General features: G+C 68.4%; 5 protein-coding genes. 1 reads left to right on the forward strand and 4 read right to left on the reverse strand.

Annotated elements, in window-relative coordinates:
- The 4 genes from VD972_RS17155 to fabI form a co-directional block, all read right to left on the reverse strand.
- On the reverse strand, window positions 1–974 hold a 974-nt coding region (locus VD972_RS17155), incomplete at its 3' end, for a CheR family methyltransferase (RefSeq protein WP_324988347.1).
- Complete coding sequence (locus tag VD972_RS17160) at window positions 971–1,837, reverse strand: response regulator (RefSeq protein ID WP_324988349.1); 867 nt, start codon at window positions 1,835–1,837, stop codon at window positions 971–973. The genes VD972_RS17160 and VD972_RS17155, both read right to left, overlap by 4 nt.
- Complete coding sequence (locus VD972_RS17165) at window positions 1,834–2,217, reverse strand: response regulator (protein WP_324988351.1); 384 nt, start codon at window positions 2,215–2,217, stop codon at window positions 1,834–1,836. The genes VD972_RS17160 and VD972_RS17165 overlap by 4 nt, the downstream gene beginning before the upstream one ends.
- Before the next feature lie 143 nt (window positions 2,218–2,360).
- Window positions 2,361–3,185 (reverse strand): enoyl-ACP reductase FabI, encoded by an 825-nt coding sequence (fabI, locus tag VD972_RS17170; protein WP_324988353.1) that lies wholly within the window; start codon window positions 3,183–3,185, stop codon window positions 2,361–2,363.
- 265 nt (window positions 3,186–3,450) lie between these two features.
- On the opposite strand from fabI, the gene VD972_RS17175 reads away from it, so the two are divergent.
- Window positions 3,451–3,704 (forward strand): 2-oxoglutarate dehydrogenase E1 subunit family protein (locus VD972_RS17175; protein ID WP_324988355.1); only part of this gene is annotated, 254 nt, incomplete at its 3' end.

Below are 3,704 nucleotides of genomic sequence, written 5' to 3' on the forward strand. Positions count from 1 at the left end.
GAGGGTGGCTGGGCTCCCGGAGGCAGGGGAACGGGGGTCATCACCGGCAGCCCCGTGCGCGACGGCGGACGCTGACCCGACAGGGCCCCGGGAGGCAGGGGGACCGGCGTAATGGCGGGCAGGCCCGAGCGCGACGGCGGACGCTGCGTCGCGGAGGGCACCAGCTCGGGGTGCAGCGGGCGGTGGAAGGCCTGCAGCTCGGGAGGCCCCACGCGCACCATCCCATCGGGGGCACGATCCACCTCCACCGTGCCCAGGAAGAGGTAGCCCCCCGGCGCCAGCGAGCGGAAGAGGTTGTTGATCACCTGCTCGCGAGCGGAGGCGGAGAAGTACGTGAGGACGTTGCGGCAGAGGATGAAGTGGAACTGGCCGAGCACCGCATCCAAGGGCGACATCAGGTTGGCCACGATGAAGGTCGTGACGTTGCGCACGCTGTCGAAGATGGCGACCTGCTTCTCCTCGAGCGGACGGTAGAGCGGAAACAGGTGCGGCCCGGACTCCCGGCGGGACCAGGCGCCGTAGGTGGCACGCCGCGCTGCGGCCAGGCTCCCCTCGTTCAGATCCGTTCCCACCACCTCGATGGCGAGCCCCGTGGGCGCGGAGGCCAGCAGGCAGGCCGCCAGCGAGTACGCCTCCTCTCCGGTGGCGCAGCCGGCGCTCCAGCCCCGCAGGCGTGTCGCGCCCGCGCGCAGCGCACGGGGAACGCCTTCCCGGGAGATGAAGCGAAAGTGCTCCGGGTGGCGGAAGAAGTACGTCTCGCCCACGAGCGAGGCCCGGATGACGATCTGGGCAAACTCACTCTCCGGGCGATCCAGATCCGCGAGCAGCTCGGACATGGCGCGGCCCCGCCCAAGCTCCGCGCGCACCACACGCTCCAGGGACTCTGGAGCGATGGCGTCATCGCGGAAGCCCGTGCGATCAGCGATCATCTGCCGCGCCCGGGCGAACAGCAGCAAATCGACTCCCCCCGTCATGCGTCCAGCCTCACACCCCCCTGCCGCAGCAGCTCAGGCAGCTCCCGCAGCAGTCCGCGGGAGAGGAATACCTTGGGATCCAGCAGGGGCAGGGCCCCTCCACCAGCGACGTGCAGCATGCCCATGAGCCCCTCTCGGAGGAGCCCGTGCTCGGCGCCGCCCACGTTCCGGTCAATGTCCGTCGCGGAGAACTCCTCCGGGTCCTGCACCCGATCCACGCAGAGCGCCAGTGGCATGTCCTCCACCTGGATGATGACGAGCATCCGCTCGCGCAGCGAGACGCGGTGCTCCTGGCCCAGCCGGCGCGCCACATCCAGCACGCACACCGCCGCACCGCGAAGCTCCACGTACGTGCACAGGAAGGGAGGCCCGCCGGGCAGCGGCCTCAGCGCCGGCTGCAGGAGGACCTCGCGCACCGAGTCCAGCGGCAGGGCGAACTCCTGCTCCCCCGCGGACATCCGCAGCACCAGCATGGAGCCGACACGCTCACGGCGCCGGGAGTTCTCCAGTGTGGTGGCCACCGTGGAGAGCAGATCCTCGGCCCGGAAGGGCTTGGCCAGGAAGGCCTCGGCCCCCATCTCCAGGCAGGACTCCGCGCGAGACTTCTCCGAGGAGATGATGATGACGGGGATGAGGGCCATCCGCTCCTTGTCCGCCTTCATCTTCTGGAGCACTTCGTCCCCGTCCATCTCCGGCATCGACAGGTCCAGCAGCACGGCGGCTGGCTGCAGCCGCTCCAGCTTCTCGAGCGCCTCCCGGCCATTGCTCGCGGTGTGCAGCGAGTAATGACCCGAGAGGATCGCCTTCTCGAGAGCGAGGATGGCGTCGCTGTCGTCAACGAGGAGGAGGGACGGGAGGCTCACGGGGCGGCAAGCGGCAGGAACTGGCGGACGGTCTCGGTCAGATCTGCATGGGACACGGGCTTCTGGATGAAGGCATTGGCCCCTGCCTCCGCGCCCCGCTGCCGCAGATCCCCGCCCTTCTCCGCGGTGAGCAGAATCACGGGGATACCTCTCAGCTGGGTCTCCTTGCTGGCCCGGAGCTCCTTGACGAAGGTGATGCCGTCCATGCCCGGCATGTTGATGTCCGCAATCACCACGCTCACCGGCACCAGCCTCAAGAGTTGCAAGGCCCGAGTCGCATCCTCGGCTTCGAGAATGCTGAGCCGGAGATTCATCAAGTAGATCTTGATGATGTTGCGGACAGTCGGGCTGTCATCCACCACCAGGATGTTGTCGCTCACACCCACGGCTCCTCACGCGGGGGCCACTGGCGGCCCCTGCAACAAACGGTAAGACTTTAGCGTGTCCGCTCCGTCTGGAGAAAGGTGGCCAGTCCGTTCTTCCGCGGTCGGGCGGTTGGCGGACAGGCTCACACTCCCCTGGGCTAATCGCCCGCGGGCGGGGCCTCTCCCTCTGACTGCTCGGCGCGCGTATCCACAGGGGGCGCGCCAATCGCGTGGTAACCCCCATCCACGTGAACCAGTTCCCCCGTTGTCGACGGTAGCCAGTCCGACAGCAGGGCACAGGCCGTCCGGGCCACGGCGTCATGGCTGTCCCGGGAACTCCAGCCTAGCGGGGCCTGCTTCCCCCACCCCTGCTCCAGCGCCTTGAATCCGGGGATTCCCTTGGCGGCGATGGTCGCCAGGGGCCCGGCGGCCAGGGAATTGACGCGGATCCCCTTGGGGCCGAGATCGCGGGCGAGGTAGCGAACGGTGGACTCGAGCGCCGCTTTGCACACCCCCATCCAGTCGTAGATGGGCCAGGCGACGCGGTTGTCGAAGTCCAGCGCGACGATGGAGCCACCGCCCGTCATCAGCGGGGCCACCGCCACGGCGAGTTCCTTGAGGGAGAAGGTGGAGACGCGGAACGCCGTCTGGACGCTCTCCCAGGGGGTGTTGAGGAAGTTGCCGCCCAGCGCATCCTCCGGGGCGAAGGCCACGGCGTGCACGGCGCCGTCCACCCGCCCCCACCTCTGGCGCAGGGACTCCGTGAGCGCCGCGAAGTGCTCGGGCTTCGTCACGTCCAGCTCAAGCACCTCCGTCCCGGCCTTGAGCCGCTTGGCGCTCCGCTCGGTGAGCGAGCGGGCCCGGCCAAAGCCCGTGAGAAGGATCTCCGCCCCTTGGGCAAGCGCATGCTCGGCGATGCCAAACGCGAGGGACTGGGGGGTCAGCACCCCCGTGATCAGGATCTTCTTGCCCTGCAACAGCATGGGGAGCCTTTCGCGAGAAGAAGAGCAGGCCGGGCGGTTTACCACTCCTGACGGAAGGTGGGGCGTGAAACACGAGACGCCGCAGTGCGTAACAGGCGGGTCCGCCGGGTCCAGAGCAGGCCCCTGGGCGTGAAGTTCCACTCACGTGGCGCATGACTCCTGCTGCTGGATGGCCCCCCTCCCCACCGCCAGAAGTCCCGGAAGATCCACCAATTTATGGTGAAAACGCCCCATCGGGCCCCCCTTCCAGTAAAAGACTCCCGCCATGCCGAACTTTCAGGACACGTACCTCTCTGGCGCCAACATTGACTTCATCGAAGGGCTCTACGCCCGCTACCTCCAGGATCCCTCCAGCGTGGATCCGAGCTGGCGGGAGATCTTCGAACGCAACAACGGCGCCGGGCGCCCCATCTTCAGCAAGACGCTGCTAGAGGCCCCCGCCCCGGCCCCCGCTACCCCCGGCAAGAATGGCAAGACGGCCCCGAACGTAGCCATAGCCCCTGCCCCCACGGCGGCCCC

Source organism: Hyalangium sp. (assembly GCF_035629615.1).
GTDB lineage: Bacteria > Myxococcota > Myxococcia > Myxococcales > Myxococcaceae > Hyalangium.

Coding starts and splice junctions, on each gene's coding strand:
- fabI (WP_324988353.1), bottom strand. CDS start 3,185: ATGCTGTTGCAGGGCAAGAAGATCCTGATCACGGGGGTGCTGACCCCC.